The organism is Corynebacterium sp. MSK150 (genome assembly GCF_030229215.1).
Lineage (GTDB): Bacteria > Actinomycetota > Actinomycetes > Mycobacteriales > Mycobacteriaceae > Corynebacterium.
Genome location: NZ_JASPHM010000005.1, coordinates 19,217 through 45,612, shown reverse-complemented (window position 1 = coordinate 45,612; position 26,396 = coordinate 19,217). Strand labels below are relative to the sequence as shown.

Below are 26,396 nucleotides of genomic sequence, written 5' to 3'. Positions count from 1 at the left end.
CATACTACGCTGGGCCCAATGAAGCGCATTTTCCGGCAATTGCTCGCGGACGAAGAAGGCACCTTCGATATCGAAACCGGCCAACAGCCCCGCACCGGGTTCGCCTATAACCCCACCGGGAAGGCGCTGCTGCGGGTGACGGAGCCTACCCCAGCCGCGGTGAGCAAGGCCTTGGCCTTAGCCAAGGAACACGGCGCGCGGTATCTCGGCACATGGCGCCAGCCGGATGGCCCGCTCGTCTTCCTCGCCACGGCCGTGACCCACAATGAGTCCGTGGCCCGCGAGCGCGTTGCCACTACCGGGCAGCGTGTGTACTTCGACTTGGAGCGCTGCCGCACCATCACCGTGAGCGCTCACTAGACTGGGCTCCCATGGGATTAAAAGATGCACTTGCCCGGCTGACGGGCGCGCAGTCCCCGCGCCTGGCCCGCCCCGATTCCGCCTGACTTAGGCCATTTTAGTGCGGAACAATCCCACCCCACCGCCAAATACCACCAGGTAGCAGTGTCAAGAGAAACTTTACTCACCCACACATGACCTAAGTCGGGAAGCGCCAGCTAGCCCCGTAAGTATTCGGCCGCCGCGGCGGCAAGTTCCTCTGGGGCCTCGCTGACATCCAGCACGATGCCCGCTTCCCCCGGCTGCAGTTCCTCGAGTGTCTCGAATTGCGAGTCCAGAAGGACGACCGGCATGAAGTGCCCAGAGCGTTGACTCATGCGCTCCTTGAGCAGCTCATAAGAGCCGTGCAGGCCCACAAAGATCGTATCGATGATGTCGCGGTGGGAGCGCTTGAGCGCGGAGCAGCTCACAATGGCACCGGCGTCCTGGTCCGCGAGAAAGCGGCCTAAGAACTCGAGCCAGGGCTTGCGGTCGGCGTCGTCAAGGGCCTGCACCGAGGCCATCTTCTAGATGTTCGCCGTCGGATGCATATCGTCCCCATCCCGAAAAGGCAAGCCGGTGCGCTGCGCCAGCAACTCCCCGACCGTGGACTTACCGCAGCTCGAGACTCCCTTGATCACCACGTGCTTGCGCATCATCCCTCCTTGCAGCATCCCACCAAATCGTATGCCTGACGCAGCGCGATTCAACGCAATATGACGCAACCACCGTGCGGCTCGATAAAGCGCGGTTTAACCCAGCGGCGCGTACATTAGGTTCGCGCGCTGCACCTCGCCGCGTGTGGTCGGGTCAAAGGTGGCGCACAGGGCAGCCGCCACGTAGCGCACGCCACCCACCGGAGCAGAGGAGCCGACCCGCTCGGCGCAGTTCTGCAGGGCCGGCAGGCCGATGTCGTCGCCCGGCGAAGTCATGGAGAAGAAGGACGCGGCCATCATGGTGTCACCATCGGCACGCACATACTCGGAAGAGCCCTTGATGGCCTGCCAGGCAATCGCGCCAACGGGGTCGGTACGGAATTGGTCCCGCTCAGTCTGGGTCAACTCGGCGTTGGCGGCGGGTACGGACAGAGTTGCAACGAGGAGCGCAGCGCATGCTGCGAGGAAAGAAGACTTTTTCATAGCAATATTGTATCCCCCGTGCATTGGGGTTGTCCTGGTATTCCTTCGCTATTGTCCAGAGGAACCGCTTGTTGCGCGAAGGATGGAAGCGCGCAGCTGGCGTATCTCAGTGGACCCCACGCGGCAGCACCCACCCAGCAGGCTAGCACCGGCAGCCACGAGATCCGTTACGGTCTCAGCCAGGCTCGCCGCGCCAACGGGGGCTGGCCGCCAATCATGGGCGCCGTTGTCCCAGCCGAGGCTTGTGTCCAGATCTGGCCGTGGGCGTAGTCTTCACCGGGGTTTTCCCGCCGCCAGGTTTCAATCACCTCAGGCACGGTGGAGGTTTCACCGACAAAATGTAGTGCAGACCTGCATCGATGAGTGCTTGCTTGTTCGCCGCTGAAACCATGCCCGCATCAGCAACGACGGTAACCTCGTCGAGCTGGTAGGCATCTTGGAACCGTGTGATCATCGGTAGCATCGTGTGGGTTTCTGCCGAGTTGCCAGCAAACGCGCCCACATGCAGTGGAAACCCGGTGGCATCAGTAAGCAGCCCGACAAGGATTTGTGGCTCCACACGGCGTTCTTCGGAAAATAGGGTTTTGCGAAGCTCATCAGGAGTATCGGCTTCAAAGTACAAGATGGTCACGTCGTACAAGATAAATGCGCCTGGCCCAATACCTGCATGATGGGCCAACGCTTGGGTTTGTATCTCCCCGAACGATTCGGTGGCGAAGGAGGAAAGACGCCTCTGGATGGTGCGGTAGCTTGCGCTGGTGATGCCAACCTCGGCAAGAGTCTCGATGAAATCCAGCTTTGAGCTGGGATGGATGATCCGGGCACGCACCAGAACACGAAGCACCGGATCATCGCCGCTTGCTGCTGCAAGGCCGAACTCGTTGAAACACGCATCAATACAGTCCAGCAAATATCCAGCCCGCTGACCGGCTACCGGCAGCGGGTTGGAAACGCTGCCTGTTGCCGGTGGGGTGTGTGTAACCTCGCCGAAGTCCACTGCGTGTTGGTCACCATCGACGATGCGTTGAGCCTCAGCCCGCAAAAGCGCAAGCTCAGACTCTGAATGCGCTGAGCCGATATGCTTCATTCTTTTCGCACTTTTGCGTTCAGAGAACACCACGTGCACCGCTATCGCTCCTGAGGCGGTCTTGACGGTGCGAATATAAGGACTCACCAAAATCAGACTACTGAACACCCCGGAACTACCCACTTAGTGCGGAAAAATCCCACCCCACAAACAAAACCACCAGGTAACAGTGTCAAGAGTGACGTTACTCACCCGCCCATGACCTAAGTCAGGTTAGACTAAGGGCTTATGGGATTAAAAGACGCCCTCGCCCGACTTACCGGCGCGCAGCCCCCGCGCTTAGCTCACCCCGATTTCACCGCCCCCACCGCACGGGTAGAAAAACTGGAAATCCACACCGCTGGCTCGCTTATCATTGTGGTCACTAATCAGCCCGGCGCGGAGGTACTGCTGGAGGTAGCCCGCGCCCGCGAGTCAGCCACGTTGGCCTCCCCCACCACGACGGTGCATTTTCCCGCCGCGAAAAAGGATGCCTTGCCCATCAAAGATCCCCGGCGCGGCTGGGTCATTCCGCTTACGCCCGCGCTTGCCGACGCCCTCGTAGACCACCTCCCCTACCCCGGCGACTACGAGCTTTCCCCCGCCCTAGCCGTGGTGGTGGAATAGTTTCCTTGAAAGGACTGGCATGCTGCTTTTGCCCTGTGCTGGAAAGAAGCCACGCATCCACCGCAGTGCGTGGATTGCCCCTAATGCCACCATCATTGGTGATGTAGAAATCGGCCCGGATTCCTCCGTCTTTTATGGCACCGTACTGCGCGGCGACGTGGGCGCAATTCGCATTGGCGCTAGGTGCAATATTCAGGACAATTGCGTCTTCCACGTAGAAGAGGACACGCCATGCGTACTAGAAGATGATGTCACGGTGGGACACATGGCGATGGTCCATGCCGCGCATGTGGAGGCCGGTTCCCTGGTGGGAATGTCCTCTTCACTGCTCTCGCGCTGCACTGTTGGCACCGGCTCGCTCATCGCGGCAGGCGCCGTGGTGCTGGAAGGAACCACCATTCCACCGCGCAGCCTTGCCGCCGGCGTGCCAGCGAAGGTGCGCCGCGAGCTCAGCCCGGAAGAGTCACAGGCCTTCATTGCGCATGCTGCCCGGTACGTGGACTGCGCGCGCAGCCAATCCGATGTGGCTTTGAGTCTGGAGGAGGTCACCTTTGATTAAAGGGAAAGCACGCCCATAAGGATGAGGAAGACCGCCACGAGGTAGCCGCCGAAGAGCGCCACCTGGGTGCTATTGGCGCGCGCCGCGGCAAAAAGACGGCCGGCGGCCGATTCGGGATGCGCGCGCACCACCGCAATAAAAAGGCCACAAATAGTGGGCAGGGACAAAGCCAAGCTAGCGTACCACACCAAGCCGCCGTACTGAGCGGCCGGAGCGATATCTTCGGTAGCCAGGTGCATGAGCCCGTAATAAAACGGCACCGAGGTCAGCGATTGCACCACGCCCATAATGAAACCGATAATCGCGGTAAGCAGCGATGGAGTACGCAACGGCTTGAGCAGCCGATTTACCAAGGCATTGGGCTGGCCTTGAGAGCGCCACGAGCCGAACCCCACCGCGATGCCGACTGCGACAAGTACCCAGCCGGCAATAGGTGAGCTCAAAATGGCCTCAATCTGGTCTTTTACCCCTAACAACACAAACATCACCACGGCCGCCGCGGCGAGGACGCCAATCCAGTCTCCTATCACCACTAAGGAGGCAATGCGCCGGTACTTGCCGCGGGGCAAGATGATGCCAATGGCCACGAGGATGCCAATGAGTAGCGCATTGACGGAATCCAGGAGGGCAAAACTAACGGCGTGGAGCATGCCGGTCAGTCTACCGCCCCTTGCCGCCATCGCCGATACGTCCGAGGGCACCAGACCTGTATCTCACGCGCAGCTTCCTATGGTCCACTGCACAGGTCTTTGCGCACAATCCGTTACCCTTCCAATCCGGACTCGATTTACCACATGACGAAGGTCCTGGACCAGCATCTTTTTGCCTACTACGCCAAAAAATGATGAGCTGCGCATCACCGACCTGCATCAGGGCATTGTCTGGGGCACCCACACCGCCCAGACCCAAAGGGATGAACGCCTAATTAACCGCTTTGATTATGACGGCAACTACGGAACGGTTCTGAACCGCTTCCTCGTGCAAGCCGGCATCGGCTATCTGCTGACGGTGCCACATCCAAGTCATGGTGCGCTGCATCGAGCTCGCTCTGGAAAATCCACCATCGCGCGGTGACCGCGTAAAAATCCTTAACCAAATGACCCAAACCCACCGCGTGCGTGACCTGGCGGAGCTCATCGCTAACATCCCTGGCGCCGAAGTAGCCTATGTTCCTAATCCACGCAAAGAGTCGGCTGAGAACGAGTTGCACGTATCCAATGACACTTTTCTGGGGCTCGGCCTTAATCCCACCACGCTGTCTGAAGGCCGACTCCACGAGGTCGAAGAGGTGGCCAAGAAGTACGCGGACCGCGCCGCGCGCGAAGAAGCGGAGCGCTACTCTTGGCGGGAATCAACCAAGGCTTTGGTAGCCGCCTATGAGTATGCCTGCCGGCACCCGTATCATCGTGAGCAACCATGAATGCTTACCACTCCATTGAACGCGCCGCGGCTGATGCCCGCTTTATCCGTGCCGGAATCAACGCTGCCTTTCGCGAACGCATCGGGAAGGCGACCGACGTGGAATTCAATTTCCTCGGGCCCTCGGCTGGCGATAGCGAAGGAAGCTATGCCACCGACCAGCTCGTGGAGGTACGGGTAAGCTCCGCGCAGCACGTAGCGGATTTTCGTGGCGTGCGCCTGGCCGTCATCGCCGCAGACACCTGGCACTGGACTACCGCTGCGACCGAGCATTTTGCTGACCTTCCGCAGTCAGGTACGGCCAGCGAAGACGTCGACCGCATGGTTGCTTATGCCTCCCTCATCGTGGGCAATATGCCGGTGCTACGCGCCCAGCAGGGCAAGCATGTGGCCATCGTTGCGGTAGATTTCCACCCCTACCTTGACTTTCGCCAGACCTTGCTGCGCGGTCTCCAACACAGCAACGCGGACATGGACGAGAAAGGGCCGACCCTCGCACTCGCCCGCTACCTAGACATGGATTCCACCGCGGAAGAGCCTTACCTGCATTTTTCTGATGGCACCACGGTGCGTTTTGAACAGCCAAGCCCCGAGGTACACAAGATTTCCAGCATCACCCCGGGCTTGGCGGCCGCGCGCGTCTTGGAGGACGCCTTTTACTTAAGTACCGAAAACCAGATGTTTTTCCAGGGAAACTTCCCAGATGCCACGGTAGAACTCGATGTGGATAAGGCCACCGCCACGGTGTCCTATCGCGGCGGGCAGATTGCAGCCAACGCGGTGCTTATCGCGACCATTTCGGACGAGGAGTTCACGTGGGCCTGGGCGGATCCGGTGTTTAAAGACACCGCGGCGGCGCGGTTGGCAAGAAACCTAGCGCGCTTTGGCATCGACGAGGCCGTGCCCGAACTGGTGCGCCCGCACCTTCCGCTTCCGCTGGCGCGCGAGCACCAGCTACCGCACCTAGCTTTGCCCATTTTGGGGATCTGGACGCTGGCGGGCACTACGCTTGCCGACGCCCGCGTGGGCCTCGTCCTCCTCTATGCCCCACAGCTCCACCTCCCTGAGCCGACGCCAGCCGCGACCGAAGCTACTTTGGCGGTGGCCCCTCCCGCATGGATCAACGCCGATCGCGCCCGCGCCGCCTATGGATCATTTCGCGGGGTGGACGTGTAGGGCGTTGCGGAGGGCGTCCACGTCGACGTCGGCAAGCGCGGCAGGTTCAAATGCCGCATCGTTGGTTTTATCCACCAAAACCGCTCGCACGCCCTCGGCAAAGTCACCACGCCGGTACATATAGGCGCCCAGGTTGGTCTCCATATCTAGCGCTTCGCGGATGCTGCTGCACTCCTGCTCGGCGTGGAATAGCTCCATGGCCGCCACGATGGAGGTGGGGCACGCGTGCGCGGTCAGCTTTTCTACCTGTTGTTTCAGTTCTGGGTACTTTTCCAGGGCCGCAGAAATGTCTTGCCAGGTGTTGTGGGAAAAGGCGTCCTCGATGGCGTCGATAAGCTCGGCCAAGGGGGCCTCACCGCTAGGTGCGGTTGCGTGCTGGGCTAGCGCCGTGGCTAGTCCATGCTCGATAACCGCACTAGCAAAGGCTTCGCCGTCCGCCACATAGTGGGTGGCCAGCCCGCTCCACACAAGGTCTGCGGCATGCATACGGTAGCCGGTAATCCCCCAGAACTTCGCCAACTCGGCCGAGGCCTTGCCGCGCGTTCCCACCGCACGCTGGGCGGCATAGGCCATGCCCACGTCGGTGACATATCCAATATTCATCTCTGGCATAGAAGCAAAGGACTTATCCGTAACCACGCGGTGGGAGCCATGGGCAGAAATGCCCAGACCGCCGCCCATAGCGATGCCATCGATGAGCGCCACGATGGGCTTGGGATACTCCGCGATATCACCGTTCAACGTGTATTCGGTGGCGAAGAAGGCATCGACCTCATCCACCTTGCCTTCCTTGACCCCTTCGCGGGCGTAGCGAACATCGCCGCCGGCGCAATATGCCTTGGGGCTAGTAGAGGTAAACAGCACCTGTTCCACCTCATCGTTGGCGCGCCACTGCGCCAGCGATTCCGCAATGAGGTGGATCATTTCCGGGGTGAGGGAATTGAGAGCCTTGGGGCGGTTGAGTTCAATGACTCCGGTATGGTTACGGATTGAGGAAACGATAGGTGCAGTATTAGTCATAACCCCTAGTGTGACACAGAACGCATGCACCTATCCACCATCAGCCAATTCACAGATAGGTTCGGAATTTTGCTCCCACAGCTCATCGCCCTGGATATGGACGGCACCCTACTGGACGGCAACGGCCAGCTTCCACCAGATTTCGCCGCGATCAGCACCCGTGCCCACCAGCTCGGCGTCACCCTAGTACCCGCCTCGGGCCGCCAGCTCGCCACCCTGCAAGAGATGTTTCCGCACGAGGACACCTTCATTGCAGAAAATGGCTCCGTGGTCGTCCACGATAATCGCGTCATTAGCGCCACTACCCTGCCCAGCGCAGCCGTGCGGGCCGCCATGGCCGCACTCCAGTCTGTCGAAACCCCGCATACCGTAGTGCTGTGCACGCCGGATACCGCCTATGTACACAAAGGCGCCGATGCACAGGCCCGTGCTGAGATTGCCAAGTACTACAGGTCAGTGGAATGGGTAGATGACCTCGATACACTACTAGATGCAGACATCATCAAAATCGCCGCTTACTGCGCCGACGGCAGCGAAGAGCACCTACACCAGCCCCTCCTTGCGGCCGTACCGGAACACAATATCGCCATCTCTGGCGCCGTATGGCTCGATGTCATGGCTGCTGGCGTCAACAAAGGCGTAGCACTGCAAACCATGGCCGAGCTCCTCTCGGTTCCTATGCCTCGTACCGCAGCTTTTGGCGATTTTCTCAATGACTACGAGCTCCTCCGCGAGGCGGGCACCGCCATCGCCATGGAAAATGCGCACCCAAAGTTGAAGGAAATCGCCGATCGCATCGCCCCACCCAATACCGAATATGGGGTCATGACAGTTCTGCGTCAGCTTTTTGACAGCGAAGAGTCTTAGACTCGAATTTTCGCCTCCGCCCCGCGCGCCGCACCGTTCCTCCCCGCATGGGAAGAAGTGCTGGTGCGCAGGCTAAAATAGTCCGTTTAGAAAATATACGTAGTGCTTTGGGAGTTTTTGTGAAGCAAATTTTGCGCTCACTGCTGAGGAAGAAGAAACCTGGGCGTTCGAACGAACCACGCACACCGGTCTACCAGCCAGTACAGCCCAAAGCTGGCTCTACCAGTGCGCCCCAGACCCCTAATCAAAAGGATTCTGCGCCCCAGAAATCGGCTAGCACCGAATCCACCACGGGTGCTCAATCCTCCGAGCCGAAGGGCAAGCCCCAGGATCGCACCGCTAAGGACGGCGAGTCCACGAAGCAAGCTAAGCAGGCTCCTGCGCGCAAAACCACCCCGACGAAGCCTGCACAGGCTTCCGAAGCCAAGCCAGCTGCTCCTAAGCCTAAGGATACGAAGCCTGCCGCCAAGCCCGCAGCTAAGGGCACCACTCGCCCCAGCACCGAAAATCCCCAGGCAAGCAAGGCCACTTCCGCAAAGCCGCAGCAGACTAAGTCCACCTCGAAGTCGCCTGCGGCCAAGGCGCCGAAGGCCAAGCCTGCAGCCCAAGAATCTGCCGCTAAGCCAACCGCCGCACAACAAAGCAAGGCAGAGTCCACTCCCAAAGCAGCTATTAAGAAGCAACAAGACTCGCCTGCTCAGGACAAGAAGCCACAGCGCAAAGCGCACGAACCGGTTCAGCGACCGCGCCGCGGTGCAAGCTTTAGTACTACCCCGTCTAAGTCCTCCCCAAAGACTCCTTCTGCCCGCAGTAATTCCCCGAAGCCTGTCTCTCAACCTTCTCAAAAAGGCACGGTAAAGCCCGCACAGCAGGCTCAACCCACTACCCAAAAGCCGAAGCAGACGCCCAAGCCTTCCTCTTCTTCCAGCGCGAAGAAGGCTTCGCCGCAATCGGCACAGCCGCAGAAATCCCAACCGGCTAAGTCCAAGCCGACCACCGGCCAGCAGCAGGCGCAAAAGCCACGCTCCTCCAAGCAGGTCCCGGCAAACTCGGCAAAGCAGCAACCACAGCCGCAACCTACGCCGAAGAAGAACGCGCAGCCGTCGAAGCCCTCGCAACCGTCCAAGGGCCAAGGATCAGCACGTACTCCCGGCGCTGCAAAGCAGAAGGCTGCCTCACAGGCCTCGGCGCCTAGCGCTCCAACGCCAAAGAAGGGCACCACGGCCCCCAAGCCGAAGGTCGCTGCGCCAAAGACTCCAGCCGATGCATCCCAGCAGAAAGCGGGGCCGGCGCAGAACAAGACTGCCGACAATGGAAACAAGGTAGTCCAGCCGAAATCGCAGCAAGGCACCCCCTCTAAGGACGAAAAGTCCAAGAAACAGGCGAAGAAGCAACAGCCACAGCCGAAGGCAAAGGAAGCGACGCCGCAGAATAAGGCCAAGAAGGCAACAAAGCGCCGCCCGCAGGTTAAGCCCTCCGATATCAGTCGCGGTTTGGCCCGCAAATCACAACAGGTGGGCACTCCTACCCCAGCGCAGCAAAAGCCGTCCCGAGCTACCCCAAAGCCTAAGGCAAAGCAGCAGCCTGAACAGCCCCAGCCGAAGAAGGCAGAGACTCAAGCTACTCCAAAGACGCCGCCTGCACAGAAGGGAAAGTCCGCTGTTACAGGCGCCGTAGCAGCCGGAGCGGGTACGGCCGCCGCCGCTGCCGCTGCTGAGAAGAAGCGGAATAAGGCACAGCCATCTAAATCGCCACAGCAAGCGCCCGAAAAGCCGCAGGCTCAGGCGGCACCGCGCCAGCCACAACAAGCTGCGCAAAAGCCAGCATCACAGAAAGCCTCGATCACGCAGGTAGATACTAAGTCTAAGTATCCTCTACAAAAGCAGGCCAAGGACCCTGAAGCGCTGGCTACGCCGCCAGAGAGCAAGGTAGTTAAGAAGAAGCGCCACGCCCGCCTGCGCCAGGTCAAGGGGCTGGATGGACTGCGCGGCCTCGCAGTTATTGCCGTGGTGCTGTACCACTTCTTCCCTTCCCTGCTTCCCGGTGGTTACTTGGGCGTTGACCTCTTCTTCGTCCTCTCCGGATTCCTCATCACCTCGTTGCTGGTGCGCGAATTCCGTACCTCCGGCACAATCAGCTTGAAGGACTTCTGGGTGCGTCGATTCCGGCGCATCCTCCCAGCAGCTGTATCCGTCCTGGTCATGTGTACCGCTTTGGTGGCGTGGATAGGCGGGGACCTAGCGGTCGGCTTGCGCCAGCAGTTCTTGGGTACTCTATTCTTTGTCAATAACTGGACCCAGATCGCCACCTCCCAGTCCTACTTTGCGGACAATGAGATTCAGGTCTTTGCCCACTATTGGTCGTTGGCCGTGGAGGAGCAGTTCTATGTCTTCTGGCCGCTTCTTATTACCGGCGTTTTCCTGATTTCTCGCCGCAAGCCGCGCCGGCTTCCTATCCTCGTAGCCGCAGTCTTAGCTATCGGTTCCGCCGTGGCCATGGCGCTCATCTACGTGCCGGGTGAAGACCCGACGCGCGTCTACTACGGCACCGATACCCATGCTTTTGGCCTGCTCACAGGCGCCGTGCTGTCTTTGCTGATGACCTCTACCAAGTCCGACCCGCAGGCGGATTCGTGGGCAGCGGCAGGCAAAGCCGAATCGCGCATCGCCGGAATCATCGGCACTGTGGCGCTCATCGGCTACGGTGTCCAGCTATTCCTCATGCCGGATGACGCGGAGATCACCTACCGGGGTGGGCTCTTCCTCACTAGCGTGCTTGGCGTCCTGATGGTGTGGGGCGTGGTTCGCGAATACGGCCCGATGACCCCGCTCTTTAGGACCAAGGTCATGCGCTGGTTTGGCCAGCGATCCTTCTCGCTGTATCTCTGGCACTGGCCGGTCATCATGATGCTCAAGGCGCTTTTCGAGGGCAACCAAAACTCCGATAAATCATGGATCCTGGGCCTTGTAGCCGTGCCTATTTCGCTGCTCCTGTCCGAGATTTCCTATCAGTTCATTGAGAATCCGTTCCGCCGCGGCGGCTATAAGAAGACATGGAAGACCTACTGGTCCTCCCGACCAGGATTTAGCGAATTGCGCGATGGCTTTGGCAAGACCATGTGGCCGGTAGTCCCATTCCTGGTCATTGCCTCTGTAGCTGGCGTAGTCTACGGCGTTGTTAATTCCAGCGATAAGACCGAGTTGGAGCAGCAGCTGGAGCAGCTTCAGCAGCAGAACCAGAGCAGCAACAATGCCCCAGCGCAGCCGAATGATGCTGCGCCACAGCCGCCTGCTGAGGACAACGACGATAAGGCTGCCGCGAAGGATAAGAAGACCCGCCCGATGCCGCAGGGCAAAGACATCACCGCTGTCGGCGACTCAGTGATGCTGGCTTCTAGTGGCGCCCTCAAGCAGCGCTTCCCGCAGATTTACGTCGATGCAGATGTATCCCGCCACTACACTGCGGGTATCCAGGTTCTGCAGCAGCTCAAGGATTCCGGCCAGCTGCGCGATACCGTCTTCCTCGGGTTTGGTACTAACGGCCCTGCCTTCCCAGACCAGATCAAGGAAGCGCTGGATATCATCGGCGAAGACCACACCGTTGTCATGGCTGTTCCTTATGGTGACCGTGAGTGGATGGCCCAATCCCAACAGGATGTCCTCGACGCAGCCAAGGAATACGACAACGTATATATCGCTGACTGGTGCGGACATGCACAGAGCAACCCGGAGATCCTCTACTCCGATGGTGTTCATCCAATGCCGGAACGCACCGGCGGGTACTCGGATGCCTTCTACGATGCTCTAAAGCAGTACTCGAATGGCGACAAGACTGTGTCCTCTCAGTGCGTGCCGCAGTAAAGCACAGGCCGGCGCGGGGCGGGGCGTCGGAAAGCGCCTAGTTCCCTCCCTCCCGCCCTTCGCGCTCACCGGAAGGTGTGCTCCGCTAGCAGCAGCATCCGCTGTGAGCGCGAAGGGCGCTGGTGCGCCTAGGCATAGATAAAGCTCGCCCCCTACATCACGGTAGAGGGCGAGCTTTATTCGTTGGGATTAATCGACGGAGAATTCACCCATCTTGTCCCAACCGGTGCGGCCATCGATGTGAACGTTAATGATGTCCGGGGTTTCCACGAGGTACTTCGGGAATTCCTCGCAGGAGCGCTGGAAGTGCTCGCTCTGGACGTGCTCTACGTCCTTGCCGTCTGCGTAAGACTCCAGCAGCAGGAAGCGCTGGCGGTCTTCTGGATCGCGGAACCACTTGAAGTCGATGCAGCCCGGCTCTGCATTGCAGGCCTCGGTGTACCAATTGATTTCATCGAGGAAGGTTTCTGCGTATTCGGGCTTAACGTGGAACTGTACGTTGATCAAAATCATGCCCCGATCCTACCGGCACCGTGCGGCTTCGTCATCGTCGCAGATGGATACCACGAATGCGGTGAAATCGGGGCTAGTGGAATGTGGTTTAGTTGAGGAAGAACTCCGCAACATAGATGTAGGTTCCGTCATAAGCAGTTGCTACGCCAAAGCCGTGTGGGGAACCAGCATTGACCGGCACATCGCGGTTGAACCAGTTCAGGCGGTCTTGTGCCTGCTGCTCGGTGAGACGGTGAACAGAACCCTGGCCTTCGTCCTTGTGATTCAGGCCGTGGGCTACCCCGCCCTTGTAGTCGAGCTTGCCGGCGGCACCCTGGTTGGCCCATTCCTGGGCGATGGCGGCCGCGTGGGAGTCCTTGCGGTGCCCAGCCTTCTCGAGGTGGGCGGTGGTGGCGGCCCCCAACTCACCAGCGACCTTAGGCGCGTGGCCCACCGGCTTGGCCAGGAATTCTGGCAGCGAGATATTGTACTTCTCGGCCAGCTCATAGGCCTGCGGTGGCAAGGTGAGGCGGAAATCCTGCACAGCAGAGAAAGGATCAGAAGAAAGCTGCTGAGCTTGCGAAGAAGCCTGCTGAATCTGCGGCGGCAAGGCCGGCTGAGCAGAGGCCACGGTGGATGTACCAGTAATGACAAGAGCGGTGGACAGGGCGGCTACGGTTGCACGGTGAGAAAGCTTCATGCCCTCCACCGTGCCATAGGTGGCCGGCGGTCTGGAAGGAGTTTCCGGACTGCGCAGGTAATTCGATACAACTTTGTTATGCTCCCTGTGGTTTTGAGGGAATACGGATGGTAAGACTATATCCTCACTGCGTTTTTGGAGTACTGCGAAAGGTTATTGACTGCTGCTGGACGTATTGACCGGGTTCGCGATTATTTTCGTAGTCATCGACGTCGGGTTTGTGCTGGCTCACAGGGGTGTTATCGGCAGGGCGAGGCGTGCTTGCAATTCAATCGCACGGCCTTCTGAGCGGCTACTCCGGCACTCATCTTTTCCAGCGTGGCAACATCCAATACCTCCGCGTTTGCATCCCCAGTGGTGGCCGTGATCGCTGCGGCGGCGAGCTACTAGAACTCGGTCAATATTGGCCTGCCCATTGCCACCTATGTCATTGGTGATGCCACCTACGTCATCCCGGCATTGGTTCTCCAGATGGCGGTGCTCTCCCCGTTCATCATCGCGGGTCTCCATGCGCAGGGCACGAGCCTGCGATCGATATGGAACTCCGTGCTCGCAGGGATTACCGCACCTGTGGTGTTGGCTGCGGTGGCGGGATTTATTGTCTCCGCGGCGCAGTGGCAGGTACCGGATGTGGTGATGAAGCCGCTGGAGATATTAGGTGGCGCCTCTATTCCTATGATCCTGATGAGCTTTGGTGCCTCGTTAAAGGGCGACGGGCTGCTGGAGGAGGACCGTCTGGCCACCATTACCGCGACGGTGTTGAAGTTGGTGGGCATGCCCGCTGTCGCGCTGGCCGTGGGTGCAGCGCTGGGGCTAAACGGCGTGGAGTTATATGCGGCATTGATTCTGGCTGCCTTGCCTACGGCACAGAATGTGTATAACAATGCCGCCACCTATGAGGTTTGGCTAAAGCGCACTTAGTATATGCCGACGTCGAGCGCGGCAAATTGGCGTTGCAGCTCATCGGGGTCAATGGCTCCCGCCACGTCTGGACCAGCGATGGCGGCAAAGCCGTCGAGCACCGATGCACCGTAGTTATGACCGTGCCCATCGGGTACGTCCTTTGCGCCGGGCAGATCGGCGGCAACTTGGAGGGAAGAGATGAGGGGCATCCACTGCATTACGCGCTCGGCAGAATACGGGGTCCGCTCGCGCATCCAATCCGGCTCCTTAAAGGCCATCTGTGGCGACCACCAGGCCACCGGGTCCGAGGGGTGTTGGATATAGAGCATGCGGGTGCGTCCCCACTCCTCTTCTGGCACCGTGCCCCATTGGCGCACCTGCGCGTCATCGTTGGCAAAGCGCACGACGAGGCCGCCGGCGTATTCGGGAGTTATCTCAGAAGAGCCAGGGTCGCGGCGCTCCACAAACTGGGTGCGCAGGCGATTAAAGTGCGGCGGCCCCGTCAATAGGATGCCGTCGACGGAATTGGCGATATCGCGCACCCCGGAAAAGGCCGCCTCAATGCCCGTGGTGCCCAAGGATTCGCCGTAGAGGTAGAGCTTCGGGCGTTTATCCTCCGGCAACCCGTTCCACCAGTCCACGATAGGGTTGATGAACTCCTGCCCGGCGCGTTCTACCTGACCACCGCCGGACAGGAAATGCAGGGCTGAGGGCATGGCAGAGTATTGGGCGGCCGCGATGGCGGTGTCGCCGCCGTAGAGCAGCTCGAAGGCCTGGGCGGAATAGGACGATACCCACCCCGTTCCGGTGGTCATAATGAGAAGCAGCGCCTTGCGGTCTTGGGCGTGGGTGCGCTCGAGTTCGTCGATAAGCAGCTGCGCTCGCTCCTCATTGGAGGCGCGATTGCCCAGGCCGGCATAGGCGCGAATGGGTTCTTTAGCAGGCTTTCCGGTAACCTCTTCCAATTCCGCGCGGTGCGCACCGGAGGAGAGGAAACGCGAGCCCTGCAACCCCACCCCATTCCAGTCCACGCGGGAGTCTGGGGATCCACTGCGCTCGGCAGACGTGGGACGCTGCGTTGCAGGATCGGGCTCGGCATTTTGGGCGGTAAAGATTCTCTCCCCCACACCCACAATGGCGCCGGGGATGAGGTTTTCCACGGTATACGTGCCCACCAGTGCCACGATGAGTACCGCACCCACAACGCGGTAGGCGGCGCGGAAGCGCTGGGGAAAGTGGCTGGAAAGCCAGCGCACGCAAAAGCGCAGCAGGCGCAGGAGGAAAAGAAAGGCGGTAAATACCGCCAGTGCCAGCGGAACCACCAGCACATAGCTGGCAATGGTGGGTGCCGGTGCGGACAAGGCATCTGCGAGTTGGCGCTGCCACCGCACGGCAAAGATCGCGAAGCCTATCATCCACACCACAAAAGCGGCGGTGGCGATGCGGGAGGCTAGGCGGTAGCGCCGAGCTGGCCACGTGGCGGCATCGAGCCAGGCATGCCGAGGCGCCACATAGCGCACCACCAGCCGGTACCACACGAGCTTGAGGGCGATGCCCAGCGTATAGCCCAGTCCTGCGGCGATGCCGGAGACGAGTCCTTGGTAGAGCCAATCGCGCGGCAGAATGGATGGGGTAAGCCCCAGGGTAAAAAGCGCTGCGGCGCCGATAATGCCCCACAGGTCGAGGTAGCTGACAATATCGGCGATGCGGGCTTCTACCCTTCGAGCTTCTCCCCCAACTCCAGCCATTCCATCTCCAATTCCTCGTAGGCGCTGCGGTTTTCCTTTAAGTCTCCGTCCAATTCGGTCAAGGCCTGGGTATCAACCTTTTCCGCGGCGGTCGCCATTTTCTCATTAATCTGCGCGGCCGCCTTTTCCAGCTTGTGCATCTTGCGCTCGAGGGCGTTCATCTTCTTGGTGATTTCGCGCTCTTGCTGGGACGAGAGCTTCTTTTCTGGCTTCGGTGCAGCGTTGTCTGCCTTCTTTTCTCCCAGGTTGAGCACACCGGAACTCTGCTGGGCCTCAAGTGCGGCGCGCTTGCGCAGGTACTCGTCGATGCCGCCGGGAAGGTTGGTGAGCTTGCCATCGCCAAAGAGCGCGTAGGTGTTATCCGCGATGCGCTCAATGAGGTAGCGATCGTGCGAAATGACCACCATGGTGCCAGGCCAGGAGTCCAGGAGGGATTCCAGTTCCTGCAGGGTATCGATATCGAGATCGTTGGTGGGCTCGTCCAGCAACAACACATTGGGCTCGGCCATCAGTACGCGGGTCAGCTGCAAGCGGCGGCGCTCGCCACCAGAGAGGTCACCTACCGGAGTGCGTTGACGCTTGGCGGAAAATCCCAGGCGCTCGGCCAGCTGGGAGGCGGAAAGTTCCTTTTTGCCAAGCTGAACGTAGGTGGCGACGTCCTCGACGGCGTCGATAAGCCGGCGCTCCGGATCCAAGTCATCGAGTTCCTGGCGCAGCCAACCGAGGCGCACGGTTTGACCCTCGATGCGCTTGCCTGCCGCCAGCTCGTACTCGCCGGCCAAGGTGCGCAGCAGGGTGGTTTTGCCGGAGCCATTAACACCCACCAAACCAATGCGTTCCCCGGGGGCTAGGCGCCAGGTGAGGTGATCCACTAAGGTGCGACCATCCGGGGACTGCACGGTGGCATCCTCTAGCTCGATAACCACGCGGCCTTGGCGCTGCTTGGAAAAGGCCATGAGCTCGACCTTATTGCGTGGCTCCGGCACGTCGGCGATCAGCGCCTCAGCGGCCTCGATACGGTAGCGCGGCTTGGAGGTACGCGCCGGTGCGCCGCGGCGCAGCCAGGCCAGCTCCTTGCGGGCGAGGTTCTTGCGGCGCTGCTCCATGGCGTCGGCCTGGCGGGCACGCTCGGCGCGGGCAAAGGTCCAATCGTTGTAGCCGCCCTCGTAGGTATCGACCACGCCATCGTGTACCTCCCAGGTCCACGTGGCCACGGTATCGAGGAACCAGCGATCGTGAGTAACCACGACCACGGCCAGATTGCGCTTGAGCAGGTGGTCCGCGAGCCATTGCACGCCTTCCACGTCGAGGTGGTTGGTCGGCTCATCGAGCACCACGAGGTCCAAATCCTGCACCAGCGCGGCGGCCAGGTTCACGCGGCGGCGCTCGCCACCGGAGAGCGAACCCACCGGAGTATCGAGCCCAAGATCTACAATGCCCAGCCCGCCCAAGACATCGCGCACCTTGGCATTGGAGGCCCACTCATAGGTCTCCAATTCCAGCGGCTCAATAATCACTTGCGCGATGGTCAGCTCATCGGGCAAGTCAAAGCGCTGGGTAACCACAGCCATGCGCAAATCAGAGGTATGGGATACGCGGCCGGCGTCGGGCGGCTCGATGCCGGTGAGCACCTCCAGCAGGGTGGTTTTGCCACCGCCATTAACGCCGACGATGCCGATGCGATCGCCGCTTTGCACACCTAGGGATACCCCGTCTAGGAGGGTTTTTAATCCATAAGTTTTGCTGACTTGCTCGAGGTTAATCAGGTTTGCCATAACGAGTGTCCATCTTAATACCTCCCTGCACATACCCCCGCATTCCTCCAACCTATTGCTATTGATTTTCACGTCCAATAGTGTGCCTATGTATGAAGCATTACACACTTTCCCTCTGCGCGGTGCTCTCTGCCGCGGCAGTAGCCATTACCTCCTGTTCCGCCCCCACCGAAGAGGAAAAGGACTCCCTGCACTCCCACGACCACGCGCATAGCGAGGAGGACCACGCTCACGAGCACGACCATGAGCATGAGCACGGCCATGACCACGCCGGGCACTCGCACGAAGGTTTCGAAGCCGAGGAGGGCGAGACCGAGGTAGCCCAGCTGCCCACCCGCATTGTCATTTCCCACGCGGAGGGTCTGCGAGCTTATGACGCCAAGACCGGCAAGGTAATCGGCGAGGACAAAATGAATGCCTTCCTGCGCCTGAGCGATGCCGGCGACGACCGCCACGTCATGGTCACCAAAGGCGATAGCTTCCTCACCTACGACACCGGGCGCATCACCAAGGGCCACGGCGATCACAACCACTACTACACCGCTGAGCCTTCGCTTGGCGACGCCACTATTAACGCACCCCATGCCGGCCACGTGGTCCACCACGACGGCTTTACCGCACTATTTTCCGATGGCGATGGTGTAGCGAAAATTTACAAGACCGAAGACATGGGCAAAGACGATGCCGAGCCGGTCAATACCGTAGACACCGGCGCCGCACACCACGGCGTGGCTGTACCACTGAAGGATGGCTCGGTAGTTATCACCAAGGGAACCGAGGACGAACGCCACACTATCCAGCATCTGGATAAGGAGGGCAAGGTCCTTACTGAAACCACCGAGTGCCCAGGCGTGCACGGCGAGGCCGCCGCTGGAAACGGCAATATCTTCTTCGGCTGCGAGGACGGCCCTGTAATCTTCGATGGCACAAAGTTCCACAAGGTGGACGCCTCCGCCTATGCCGGCGCAGGCGGCTACCAGCGCTCGGGCAATGCTGCCGGTTCGGAGGAATCCGATGTCATTCTGGCCGATAATAAGACCGACGAGGATGCAGAACTCGAGCGCCCCACCTCCGTGACCCTGGTGGATACTAAGGACTTTTCCGCGAAGAAGGTTGACCTCGATGCTTCCTATTGGTTCCGCTCCCTAGCCCGCGGCCCGCTGGGCGAGGCACTGGTGCTCACTACCGACGGCAAACTCAACATCATCGACCCAGATTCCGGCGAAATCACCTCGCAGATCGATGTCATCTCCAGGTGGAAGGAAAATAAGGAATGGCAGCAGCCGGGGCCCATCCTGCAGGCTGCCGATGGCTACGCCTTTATTACCGACGCCCAAAAGAAGCAGCTCGTGGTCATCGACCTTCTCCAAGAAAAGGAAGTCAACCGTTTCGACCTCGACATTGAGCCCACCGAGATGACGGTGCTCTAGCTACAGCACCACGGCGCCGCTGGCGGGTCCATGGGTAGCCACACCTTTGGTTCCGGGAATCTCTACCGTCACTTGGGAGACCACTTCCCTAGCCTCCTCTGCCCCAGCGCAGAGGAAGGCACAGGTCGGACCACTGCCGGAGACAATGCCCGCGAGGGCTCCGGCGGCCACACCCGCCTCCAGCGTCTTGCGCAGGTCCGGGCGCAGGGAAAGCGCCGCCGGCTGCAGGTCATTATGCAAGTGCTCTGCCACCCAGTGCGGGTCGCCCGAGATAAGCGCCTGCGATACCGCCGCGGTATCCATGTGTGGTTCGCCGCCGCGACCCTTTTCTCGCATCTCATCCAGCTTGTGAAAGACCTGCGGGGTAGATAGTCCGCGGTCCGAGGCGATGAGCGCCCAATGGTAGGTACCGCGCGCCATCATCGGGGTCAGCTGCTCGCCGCGCCCCGTACCGAGTGCGGTGCCACCCAACAGGGTAAAGGGAACATCCGAGCCCAGCGCCGCGCCGAGCGCGTCCAAGATCGGCTCGCCCACCGAGTCGATGTTGTAATAGCCGCCATAGCAGCGCTCGGCTAAGCGCAACGCGGCGGCCGCATCAGCAGAGCCGCCCGCCATGCCTCCGGCGGTAGGGATGGCTTTGTGGATTTCCAGCGCTACCTCCGGCAGCGCCTTCGGCCCATGGGTGGTGTATAGGTACTGCATGATGCGGTTAACCGCGGTCCACGCCAAGTTTGTATAGTCCTCTGGCACACCCTGTGCATGAGGGCCCGTAACCTTTAAGCCTTGAATGCGCGGCTTATCCACCTCGGGATTTCCCAAGTCCGTGAGCGTCACGGTGTCATGCAGCTCCAAAGACTGAAAGACACTGGCAAGCTCATGGAACCCATCCTCGCGCGGTTCCTCCACGCCGAGGTGAATATTGACCTTGGAGTGAGCGCGCGCGGTATAGACGAATGGTTCGTTATCTAGCGGTGCACTCATTTAGATTCCTGCCAATCGTACGAAGTCCTCTACGGCAAGCTTTTCACCGCGCTGCTTCGGATCGATATCCGCCGCTCGCAGCGCTTCCTCGGCCGCGGCACCCGAACCAAAGTGGCCAGACAATGCCGCGCGGAGGGTCTTGCGGCGTTGGGCAAAGGCGGCGTCGATAACCGGCCAGACATTAGCCCGCGACTCATCGGTGATCGGCCAGGGAGCATCTTCAAAGACATCGATGCGCACCAGCCCGGATTCAATATTGGGCGCGGGCCAAAAAACGTTCTTGCCAATCGTGCCAGCCTTGGAGACCTTGCCATAAAAGCCCGCCTTGACCGAGGGCACGCCATAAACCTTGCTGCCCGGCTGGGCGGCGAGACGGTCCGCCACCTCCAGCTGGACCATCACCAGCACGCGGCGAATGGAGGGAAATGTCTCCAGCAAATGCAGTAGAACCGGTACGGCGACGTTATACGGCAGGTTGGCCACGAGGGCAGTCGGCTCCGTGACATCAGAATCCGTCACGCGCAGTGCGTCCTTTTCCACTACGCGCAGGCGCTGCGCATACCCAGGGGCGCGCTCTGCCACGGTATCGGGCAGCTGCGCCGCCAGGCGGGAATCAATCTCCACCGCGGTCACGTCCCCCACGGCCTCAACCAAGCCAAGGGTCAGCGAACCCAATCCGGGGCCCACCTCGAGGACGCGATCTGTAGGCTCCAGCTCCGCCGCAGCGACGATGCGCCGGATGGTATTCGGGTCATGCAGGAAATTCTGCCCCAGCTTCTTGGTGGGCACGATGTCGAGCTTCTCCGCGAGGGCGCGGATCTCAACGGGACCCAAAAGCGCGGCGCCGGTGGAATTAGTCATGCCTTCTAACTTAGTAGAAGAGACAAAAAGGCCGCACACCACAGTGGGTGTGCGGCCAAGAAGCGCTGCGGTTTAGCGCAGGCCCAGCTTGGAAGTACATGCCGGCCATGCGCCCCAGCCCTGCGCTGCCTGCACCTTTTCTGCCACGGCAATCTGCTGCTCGCGGGAAGCCTGCCATGCCTCCGGTGCGTACTCAGTACCGCCGAATGCTGCCCAGGTGGATGGGGTGAACTGCAGGCCACCGGAGAAGCCGTTGCCAGTATTAATAGCCCAGTTACCGGTGGCCTCACACTGTGCAATGGAATCCCAGACGGAGCCATCTGCCACCGCCGGAGCAGCAGCACCGGAGTTGCCACCCTTCTCCGGCTTTTCCTCCTCGGACTTCTTGGTGCCGCGGGCAATGGTGGCAGCCTTAGGCTCGACGGTCACCTTTTCCTTGATGACGTCATTGGATTCCTTAGCGCCGTCCTTCATTACCAGCTTGTGGGTAATAACACGCTTGCCCTTAACGCCTTCCTCGCGGACCTCTTCGGTGCCCTCTTCCAGCTCCGGGTCATCGACAAAGTTGGGCTCGGCGTCAAACTCTTCTTCCGAGTCATAAACGGTGGTAGAAACCTGGTCCACCTTGATGGACATGCCTTCGGTAACCTTGGTCTCCTTGGACGGGAAGACGCGGTCATCGTCATCAACGTCGATATTGCGGGCTTTGAGGACGTCCTCGACGGTCTTAGCGGCAATCTTGGTGTAGGTTACCTTGCCGCCATCATTAATCTTGACGATCTTCGGGGACACAACCTCAAGGTCCATGCCCTCTTCCAGCTGGGCGTCCTCGTCCACGTCGGCATCGCCAGACTTCACAGAAGCACCCTTGACCACGCCGTTGAGGTTACCCAGCAGGTCAGAAACGGTGAGGTCGGTGGTGGACAGCTGCTGCTGCACACCGTCGATGGTCACGGCCACCGGCTTGGCGGTGCGCACGGAAATCTCATCGCCATCACCCACGGATTCGGACGGGGCCGGGGAGACGATGTCTTCCTCACTCACCTGCACGCCGGCTGCCTCCAGCGCGCCGTCGACATCCTTGGCAAAGGTAGCCAACTCCACCTTGTCGCCGTTGATGTCCACGGTGACGTCCTTTTGTGCCGCAACGGCTACCACGCCGCCGACGGCCAGGGTGCCCAATACGCCACCCGTTGCCAGACGCAGTGGCAGCGAGCGGGAGTTATTGAGGCGCTTGATCTGATGAGGTGACATGCTGAATGAATCTCCGGTAGTGCAGGTTTCAACAATTACAAGAGTTTAGGTCAGCAAAGAAGTCCACGCAGGCAATTCCCTTGCTCAGATCCGCTGCTGCCGCACCGAGGGTGGCGCTGCACGACCTTAGAACCTAAACGAACGATTAATAACGATACGATAACAGCAAGATAAAGTCGAGGGCTAATCCACCACACGCCTCACTGGGCACACAACCGCCACACCAAACACCCCCGCCACCTCTGACCAGCGGGTTTTATTTTTGTGAAAACCGTCACCTAGGCGTTAGCGCAGGCCGTAAACGCGATCAAAAGTATCGTTTACCTCCGCCGCTAGCGCCTGCACCGCCTGGTGGCGAACGCGAGCGATACATTCATATGTGTGCCCAATAAGAGCCGGTTCATTGCGCTGGCCCCGGTAGGGCTCTGGCGTCATATATGGCGCATCGGTTTCCACCAGAAGCTGGCCAGCCGGCGCCTTCGCCGCCGCCTGCCGCAGCTCGGCGTTGCGCTTGAAGGTGACGTTACCGGCAAAGGACAATACGTAGCCGCGCTCCAAGGCTTCCTCGGCTACCTTCAGCGGCGAGGAAAAGCAGTGCAGCATAACGGTGTCGGGTGAGGGGGCGTCGGCAAGAATGCGCATTAAGTCCGCATCCGCCTCGCGGTTGTGAATCATCAAAGTCTTGCCATGGCGCACCGCGAGGTCAATATGCCACCGCAGAGATTCCTCCTGTTGGGCCATGGTCGCGGTGGTCTCCGGCTCGTGCTGCACCCAGTAGGCATCAAGGCCGGTCTCTCCCACCGCTACGCAGCGCGGATCCGCCACCATTTCCTCCAATGCCACCTTGGTGGGTGCATCCAACTCGTTGGCGCGCACTGGGTGAATGGCACAGGCGGCATAAACATCCGGAAAGGAATGTGCAGTAGCCAGCGCCGCTGCCGATTCACGGCGGTCATCGCCCACCGTCACCATGCGGCTAATACCGGCGGTACGCGCGCGATTGACCAGCACCTCATCGGTGTCCTTGTGAGAAAACAGATGCGTATGCGCATCGATGAGGCCGCTTAGGCCCGGTGCTGGAACGGGAGTGGGACGTCGCTTCTTTTTAGCCATGTAGGCAATTGTAATATTGGCTGCCATGTTGATCAGACCCGCTGGCCTTGCGGATGTGCCCGCCATGACCGAGACCCTCAACTGGGCCATCGAGCACACCGACGTCATTTTCCGCACGACCCCGGCTAGCATCGCAGAGCGCGAAGCCTACCTGCGCCACATCTGGGAAGAGGGCTGCCCGTGCCTCATCGCGGAGTCCGATTCCGGCGCTTACCTGGGGTGGGCTCTCTACCATCCTTACCGCGATCCGCAGGTGTGGACCGGCTGTTATGAGACCACCATTTATCTCTCCCCCGCCGCTCAGGGCCAGGGAGTGGGCACTGCGTTGCTTGGGGCCTTGGTAGATGCGGCCCGCGCCGATGACAAGGTGCATTCGCTGCTCGCGCTCATCGTTTCCACCAATGTTGCATCGCTAAAGTTGCATGAAAAGTTCGGGTTTGAAAACGTGGGTACTCTTAAAGAGGTTTGCTACAAGTTCGATCACTGGTTGAGCCTCACCCACCTACAACTTCTGGTGTAAAGGAATTTCTATGCATATCCGTCCTGCTGAGCTTGCCGACGCCCCCGCACTCACCGCAATCTACAACGCCGGCTCCGCAGCGAAACCCGCCGCTAACCTGGTCACGTGGCAAGAAGATGTCTCTGACCGCGAAGAGTGGCTCAAGGAGATGTTTCAGGCCGGCTCGCCGGTCTTTGTAGCCGTGCACGATGATGAGGTCATTGGCTGGGCGGCCTACTTCCAATTCGTGACCCCCGCCATCTATTACGGCACCGTGGAAGATTCCGTCTACATTGCCCCCTCCGCTCAGGGCAAGGGCGTGGGCTCCGAGCTTCTCGACGCCCTCATGGACTTCGCCGCCGACGACGCCTACGTGCAGACGATGATCACCTATATCGTTGATACCAACGAGGGTTCTATTGCCCTGCACAAGAAGTTCGGCTTTATCGAGACCGGCCGTATGCCGAATATCCATACCAAGGATGGCGTCCGCCTCGGCTTGGTGCACCTCCAGCGCGATTTCGAGCGCTAAACCACCCTTCCCGGCAAGGATACGGGTATTTCGTGCTCCTTTTCTTGACCGGAATGCAGAAATGGCCGCGTTATGCCCTTTTCTTTGTTGAAAAGAGACAATAACGCGGCCGTTTTAGGTGCTGTTACTTAGTAACAGGCGCCCACTCTGGGCCCGTCTCGCCCAACTCTGGGTCGAGCTTTGAGATGAGCGGCTTCGGCTTGGCCAAGGCGGTGCCCGGCTCTACCTGGATGCGCTCCCACTTTGCCTGCTGCTGGGTGTAGTCACCCATGATGACCGGATACTCATGCCCCTCTGGCGGCAAGCCAGCACCAACGAGCTCTACCGGGATATCGTCCTTGACATCATGGACCTCCGGCTGGGCTGCCCACACACCGCTGCGGCCCAAGGTTTCATGGACCTTCTGCGCGGTAAACGGCAGGTACGGCGTGAGCATGACATTGCAGTCAGAAACCACCTGGAGGGCAGTCCACAGCACGGTAGCTAGGCGCTCGCGCTGGGTCTCATCCTTAGCCAACTTCCATGGCTCTTGGTCTGCAATATAAGCGTTGGCTTCGCCGACGACGTGCATGATAGCGGTAATCGCCTGCTTGAACTTGGACTGTTCCAGCAAAGAACCGGCGGTCTCGAAAGTCTCTTCCGCCAGCTGCAGGATTTTCTTATCCTTTTCTTCCAGCGCTGCTGGTGCTGGAACCTCACCGAAATTCTTAAACGCCATAGAAACGGTGCGGTTGACCAGGTTGCCCCAGCCATTGGCCAGCTCATTATTGATACGGCGGACGAATTCATCCCAGGTAAAGTCCGTGTCATTGTTTTCCGGACCGGCCACGGCGATGAAGTAACGCAGGGCATCTGGGCCAAACTCCGCCAAGAAATCCTTGACATAGATGACAACGCCCTTGGACGAGGAGAACTTGGAACCAGACATGGTCAAGTACTCAGAGGAGACAATTTCCGTTGGCAAACTCAGCTCGCCGTACTGGTGAAGCTCACCGCCCTTGTTGCCCTTGCCTGCATAGCCCAAAAGCTCGGCCGGCCAGATCTGGGAGTGGAAGGTGATGTTGTCCTTGCCCTGGAAGTAATAGTGGCGGGCCTCCGGGTTCTGCCAGAAGTCCTTCCAGGCTTCAGGCTGACCAGTGCGGTATGCCCACTCGATAGAGGAAGACAGGTAACCGATGACCGCATCGAACCACACGTAGAGCTTCTTGGCGTTATTGTCCTGCCAGCCCTCAACGGGGATCGGAATGCCCCAGTCAATATCGCGCGTCATGGTGCGCGGGCGCATATCCTCCAACAGGTTTAGGGAGAACTTCAGGACGTTCGGGCGCCAGTCCTCACGGGTGGACAGCCACTTTTGCAGCTCATCCTTGATGGAGGGCAGATCCAGTAGGAAGTGCTCGGTTTCAATGAACTTTGGGGTCTCGCCGTTGATCTTGGATACGGGGTTGATCAGGTCCACCGGGTCGAGCTGGTTTCCACACTCATCGCACTGGTCACCGCGGGCGCCATCCGCGCCGCAGATGGGGCAGGTGCCCTCAATATAGCGGTCCGGCAGGGTGCGCCCGGTAGACGGCGAAATAGCACCCTGGGTGGTCTCTTTGAGCATGTAGCCATTGGCATACAGGCCCTTGAAGAGTTCCTGTACCACGGAGTAGTGGTTACGGGTGGTGGTCCGAGTAAAGAGATCGTAGGACAGGCCGAGGTTGGCTAGGTCAGTGACGATCTGGCGGTTGTAGCGGTCTGCGAGCTCGCGAACGGACACGCCTTCTTTGTCCGCTTGAACCAATAGCGGAGTGCCGTGCTCGTCCGTACCGGAGACCATGAGTACGTTGCGGCCACGCATTCGCTGGAAACGTGCAAAGACGTCAGAAGGAACACCAAAGCCGGCCACATGGCCGATGTGGCGCGGGCCGTTGGCATAGGGCCAGGCAACATTTACTACTACAGACTCAGTCATGGGTTCTACTGTATCGAAGCCAGCTCGTGCCCACACGATT

At 59.9% G+C, this 26,396-nt stretch carries 22 protein-coding genes and 4 pseudogenes; 11 read left to right on the top strand and 15 right to left on the bottom strand.

Annotated elements, in window-relative coordinates; genetic code table 11:
* The first annotated feature begins 18 nt into the window (after nucleotides 1–18).
* A complete protein-coding gene (locus QP941_RS04430) occupies nucleotides 19–360 on the top strand; it encodes a hypothetical protein (RefSeq protein ID WP_284868145.1) in 342 nt (113 codons plus the stop codon).
* A gap of 197 nt (nucleotides 361–557) precedes the next feature.
* Here QP941_RS04430 and QP941_RS04425 read toward each other — a convergent pair.
* The 4 genes and pseudogenes from QP941_RS04425 to QP941_RS04410 form a co-directional block, all read right to left on the bottom strand.
* Nucleotides 558–1,034 (bottom strand): annotated as a pseudogene (locus QP941_RS04425) (gluconokinase).
* Between the two features lie 96 nt (nucleotides 1,035–1,130).
* Complete coding sequence (locus tag QP941_RS04420) at nucleotides 1,131–1,517, bottom strand: hypothetical protein (protein ID WP_284868144.1); 387 nt, start codon at nucleotides 1,515–1,517, stop codon at nucleotides 1,131–1,133.
* Nucleotides 1,518–1,565: 48 nt separating this feature from the next.
* The gene (locus QP941_RS04415) at nucleotides 1,566–1,700 is read right to left on the bottom strand and encodes a homocysteine S-methyltransferase family protein (RefSeq protein ID WP_284868214.1); all 135 of its coding nucleotides are present in this window, start codon (nucleotides 1,698–1,700) and stop codon (nucleotides 1,566–1,568) included.
* A 50-nt stretch (nucleotides 1,701–1,750) separates the two neighbouring features.
* Nucleotides 1,751–2,691: pseudogene (locus QP941_RS04410) on the bottom strand (IS1634 family transposase); the annotation flags it as partial.
* A 141-nt stretch (nucleotides 2,692–2,832) separates the two neighbouring features.
* Here QP941_RS04410 and QP941_RS04405 point away from each other — a divergent pair.
* Both QP941_RS04405 and QP941_RS04400 read left to right on the top strand, forming a co-directional pair.
* A complete protein-coding gene (locus QP941_RS04405; RefSeq protein ID WP_284868141.1) occupies nucleotides 2,833–3,210 on the top strand; it encodes a hypothetical protein in 378 nt (125 codons plus the stop codon).
* A 19-nt stretch (nucleotides 3,211–3,229) separates the two neighbouring features.
* Entirely contained in the window at nucleotides 3,230–3,769 is a 540-nt protein-coding gene (locus QP941_RS04400; protein WP_284868140.1) for a gamma carbonic anhydrase family protein, read from the top strand.
* On the opposite strand, the gene QP941_RS04395 is transcribed toward QP941_RS04400, so the two are convergent.
* Nucleotides 3,766–4,419, bottom strand: a complete 654-nt coding sequence (locus QP941_RS04395; RefSeq protein ID WP_284868138.1) for a hypothetical protein — start codon at nucleotides 4,417–4,419, stop codon at nucleotides 3,766–3,768. The genes QP941_RS04400 and QP941_RS04395 overlap by 4 nt on opposite strands.
* A 108-nt stretch (nucleotides 4,420–4,527) precedes the next feature.
* On the opposite strand from QP941_RS04395, the pseudogene QP941_RS04390 reads away from it, so the two are divergent.
* Both QP941_RS04390 and QP941_RS04385 read left to right on the top strand, forming a co-directional pair.
* Nucleotides 4,528–5,189 (top strand): annotated as a pseudogene (locus QP941_RS04390) (Rossmann-fold NAD(P)-binding domain-containing protein); the annotation flags it as partial.
* On the top strand, nucleotides 5,186–6,364 hold the full coding sequence (locus tag QP941_RS04385; protein WP_284868137.1) for a DUF6882 domain-containing protein: 1,179 nt from the start codon (nucleotides 5,186–5,188) through the stop codon (nucleotides 6,362–6,364). The pseudogene QP941_RS04390 and the gene QP941_RS04385, both read left to right, overlap by 4 nt.
* On the opposite strand, the gene QP941_RS04380 is transcribed toward QP941_RS04385, so the two are convergent.
* Nucleotides 6,341–7,384 (bottom strand): 3-hydroxyisobutyryl-CoA hydrolase, encoded by a 1,044-nt coding sequence (locus QP941_RS04380; protein ID WP_284868136.1) that lies wholly within the window; start codon nucleotides 7,382–7,384, stop codon nucleotides 6,341–6,343. The two genes, QP941_RS04385 and QP941_RS04380, sit on opposite strands and share 24 nt — an antisense overlap.
* A 24-nt stretch (nucleotides 7,385–7,408) precedes the next feature.
* Here QP941_RS04380 and QP941_RS04375 point away from each other — a divergent pair, with 24 nt between their 5' ends.
* Nucleotides 7,409–8,251: an HAD family hydrolase gene (locus QP941_RS04375; RefSeq protein WP_284868135.1), complete on the top strand. Its 843-nt coding sequence runs from the start codon at nucleotides 7,409–7,411 to the stop codon at nucleotides 8,249–8,251.
* A gap of 119 nt (nucleotides 8,252–8,370) precedes the next feature.
* Nucleotides 8,371–12,111 (top strand): acyltransferase family protein, encoded by a 3,741-nt coding sequence (locus QP941_RS04370; RefSeq protein WP_284868134.1) that lies wholly within the window; start codon nucleotides 8,371–8,373, stop codon nucleotides 12,109–12,111.
* A gap of 189 nt (nucleotides 12,112–12,300) precedes the next feature.
* On the opposite strand, the gene QP941_RS04365 is transcribed toward QP941_RS04370, so the two are convergent.
* Nucleotides 12,301–12,624 (bottom strand): putative quinol monooxygenase, encoded by a 324-nt coding sequence (locus QP941_RS04365; protein ID WP_225747280.1) that lies wholly within the window; start codon nucleotides 12,622–12,624, stop codon nucleotides 12,301–12,303.
* Between the two features lie 88 nt (nucleotides 12,625–12,712).
* On the bottom strand, nucleotides 12,713–13,303 hold the full coding sequence (locus QP941_RS04360; RefSeq protein WP_284868133.1) for a hypothetical protein: 591 nt from the start codon (nucleotides 13,301–13,303) through the stop codon (nucleotides 12,713–12,715).
* Between the two features lie 163 nt (nucleotides 13,304–13,466).
* Between QP941_RS04360 and QP941_RS04355 the strand changes: the two are divergent.
* Nucleotides 13,467–14,206 (top strand): annotated as a pseudogene (locus tag QP941_RS04355) (AEC family transporter); the annotation flags it as partial.
* 14 nt (nucleotides 14,207–14,220) lie between these two features.
* Here QP941_RS04355 and QP941_RS04350 read toward each other — a convergent pair.
* Both QP941_RS04350 and QP941_RS04345 read right to left on the bottom strand, forming a co-directional pair.
* Nucleotides 14,221–15,954 carry an alpha/beta-hydrolase family protein gene (locus QP941_RS04350; RefSeq protein ID WP_284868132.1) on the bottom strand — a complete coding sequence of 578 codons (1,734 nt, stop codon included), beginning with the start codon at nucleotides 15,952–15,954 and terminating at the stop codon, nucleotides 14,221–14,223.
* Nucleotides 15,921–17,729 carry an ABC-F family ATP-binding cassette domain-containing protein gene (locus QP941_RS04345; protein ID WP_225747284.1) on the bottom strand — a complete coding sequence of 603 codons (1,809 nt, stop codon included), beginning with the start codon at nucleotides 17,727–17,729 and terminating at the stop codon, nucleotides 15,921–15,923. The genes QP941_RS04350 and QP941_RS04345 overlap by 34 nt, the downstream gene beginning before the upstream one ends.
* Nucleotides 17,730–17,821: 92 nt before the next feature.
* On the opposite strand from QP941_RS04345, the gene QP941_RS04340 reads away from it, so the two are divergent.
* Nucleotides 17,822–19,159 (top strand): hypothetical protein, encoded by a 1,338-nt coding sequence (locus tag QP941_RS04340; protein WP_284868130.1) that lies wholly within the window; start codon nucleotides 17,822–17,824, stop codon nucleotides 19,157–19,159.
* Here the strand turns inward: QP941_RS04340 and QP941_RS04335 are convergent, their stop codons facing one another.
* From QP941_RS04335 to QP941_RS04320, 4 genes are all read right to left on the bottom strand, one after another.
* A complete protein-coding gene (locus QP941_RS04335) occupies nucleotides 19,160–20,140 on the bottom strand; it encodes a 4-(cytidine 5'-diphospho)-2-C-methyl-D-erythritol kinase (RefSeq protein WP_284868128.1) in 981 nt (326 codons plus the stop codon).
* On the bottom strand, nucleotides 20,141–21,001 hold the full coding sequence (rsmA, locus tag QP941_RS04330) for a 16S rRNA (adenine(1518)-N(6)/adenine(1519)-N(6))-dimethyltransferase RsmA (RefSeq protein WP_284868127.1): 861 nt from the start codon (nucleotides 20,999–21,001) through the stop codon (nucleotides 20,141–20,143). It abuts the gene before it with no gap.
* Nucleotides 21,002–21,073: 72 nt separating this feature from the next.
* The gene (locus tag QP941_RS04325) at nucleotides 21,074–22,255 is read right to left on the bottom strand and encodes a resuscitation-promoting factor (protein WP_239273875.1); all 1,182 of its coding nucleotides are present in this window, start codon (nucleotides 22,253–22,255) and stop codon (nucleotides 21,074–21,076) included.
* 285 nt (nucleotides 22,256–22,540) lie between these two features.
* Entirely contained in the window at nucleotides 22,541–23,368 is an 828-nt protein-coding gene (locus QP941_RS04320) for a TatD family hydrolase (protein WP_284868126.1), read from the bottom strand.
* Between the two features lie 25 nt (nucleotides 23,369–23,393).
* Between QP941_RS04320 and QP941_RS04315 the strand changes: the two genes are divergently transcribed.
* Both QP941_RS04315 and QP941_RS04310 read left to right on the top strand, forming a co-directional pair.
* Complete coding sequence (locus tag QP941_RS04315; protein WP_284868124.1) at nucleotides 23,394–23,888, top strand: GNAT family N-acetyltransferase; 495 nt, start codon at nucleotides 23,394–23,396, stop codon at nucleotides 23,886–23,888.
* A gap of 10 nt (nucleotides 23,889–23,898) precedes the next feature.
* Nucleotides 23,899–24,399 carry a GNAT family N-acetyltransferase gene (locus QP941_RS04310; RefSeq protein WP_284868122.1) on the top strand — a complete coding sequence of 167 codons (501 nt, stop codon included), beginning with the start codon at nucleotides 23,899–23,901 and terminating at the stop codon, nucleotides 24,397–24,399.
* Nucleotides 24,400–24,523: 124 nt separating this feature from the next.
* Here the strand turns inward: QP941_RS04310 and metG are convergent, their stop codons facing one another.
* Nucleotides 24,524–26,356, bottom strand: a complete 1,833-nt coding sequence (metG, locus tag QP941_RS04305; protein ID WP_284868121.1) for a methionine--tRNA ligase — start codon at nucleotides 26,354–26,356, stop codon at nucleotides 24,524–24,526.
* Between the last annotated feature and the right edge of the window lie 40 nt (nucleotides 26,357–26,396).